The sequence below is a fragment of the Bacillus sp. HMSC036E02 genome, from assembly GCF_001836235.1.
GTDB lineage: Bacteria > Bacillota > Bacilli > Bacillales > Bacillaceae_G > Bacillus_A > Bacillus_A cereus.
In genome coordinates this window covers 1-1,459 of record NZ_KV827844.1, presented here as the reverse complement: position 1 = coordinate 1,459, position 1,459 = coordinate 1, and the positions used below count along the sequence as shown (strand labels likewise).

Below are 1,459 nucleotides of genomic sequence, written 5' to 3'. Positions count from 1 at the left end.
AAATGAAATGGTAGATACGGGAAATGTAGAGATAACAAAGATAGATAAAGATAATAAAGCACCGTTAGCGGGAGTAACATTCATCGTCCAAGATGAAAAGGGTAATGAAGTTACAAAAGTAACGACAGATAAAGATGGAAAAGCAAATGTTTCAGATTTACCTGTAGGAAAGTATGAATTAGTAGAGGTAGAAAGTTTACCTGGTTATAAAAAGTTAGAAAAACCAGTATCATTTGAAATCAAAAAAGGCATGACCGAGGTTCTATCATTAAAAGTAGAAAATGAAATGGTGGATACAGGGAATGTAGAGATAACAAAAATAGATAAAGATAGTAAAGCTCCATTAGAAAATGTTGTATTTGAAGTACGTGACTCAAAAGGAAAAGTAGTTGCAAAAGTAACAACGGATAAAGAAGGAAAAGCAAACGTTTCAGATTTATCTATCGGGAAGTATGAGTTGGTGGAAGTAGAAACACCGGCAGGATACAAACCACTAGAAAAGCCAATTTCATTCGAAATTGAAAAGGGTAGAGTAACAGCGCTAAAGCTAACAGTAGAAAATGAATTAGTGGATACAGGAAATGTAGAAATTACAAAAGTAGATAAAGAAAATAAAGATGCTTTAGCTAATGCAGTCTTTGAAATTCAAGATGAAGCAGGACAAGTAGTCGCTAAAATAACGACAGATAAAAAAGGACAAGCACAAGTTACTAATTTATCAGTCGGCACATACAAGTTAGTAGAAGTAAAAGCACCAAAAGGATATAAACAATTAGTAGATCCGATTACTTTCCAAGTTGAAAAAGGCATGACAAAATCTCTTGCTTTAACAGTAGAAAACGAAATGTTAGACAAGGGAAATGTAGAAATCACAAAAGTAGATAAAGATAATCAAAAAGCATTAGCAGGTGTAGTCTTCGCAGTACAAGACGAACAAGGAAAAGTAGTAACGGAAGTAAAAACAGATAAAAATGGTAAAGCAAAAATCTCAGACTTATCTGTAGGAAAGTACAAATTAGTAGAGAAAGAAAGCTTACCAGGCTACAAACAATTAACAGAACCAGTATCGTTTGAAATCAAAAAGGGTATGACAAAAGTTTTATCATTGAAAGTAGAGAACGAACTGTTAGATAAAGGTTCAGTAGAGATTACAAAAGTAGACAAAGAAAGTGGCGCAGTATTAGCGGGCGTAACATTCGAAGTGCAAGATGAAAAAGATAAAGTAGTAACAAAAGTAACGACAGATAAAGAAGGAAAAGCAAAGATTGCTGATTTATCAGTAGGAAAATATAAGCTAGTAGAAGTAGAGAGCTTACCGGGATATAAAAAACTAGCGAAACCAGTATCATTTGAAATCAAAAAAGGTATGACAGAAGTCTTATCACTAAAAGTAGAGAATGAACTAGTAGATAAAGGTTCAGTAGAAATTACAAAAGTAGATAAAGATAGTCAAAAAGTA

The 1,459-nt window shown here is 33.0% G+C and carries 1 protein-coding gene; it reads left to right on the top strand.

Annotated features, from left to right (window positions below; translation table 11 throughout):
- Nucleotides 1–1,459 (top strand): MSCRAMM family protein (locus tag HMPREF2590_RS12935; RefSeq protein ID WP_176748658.1); only part of this gene is annotated, 1,459 nt, incomplete at both ends.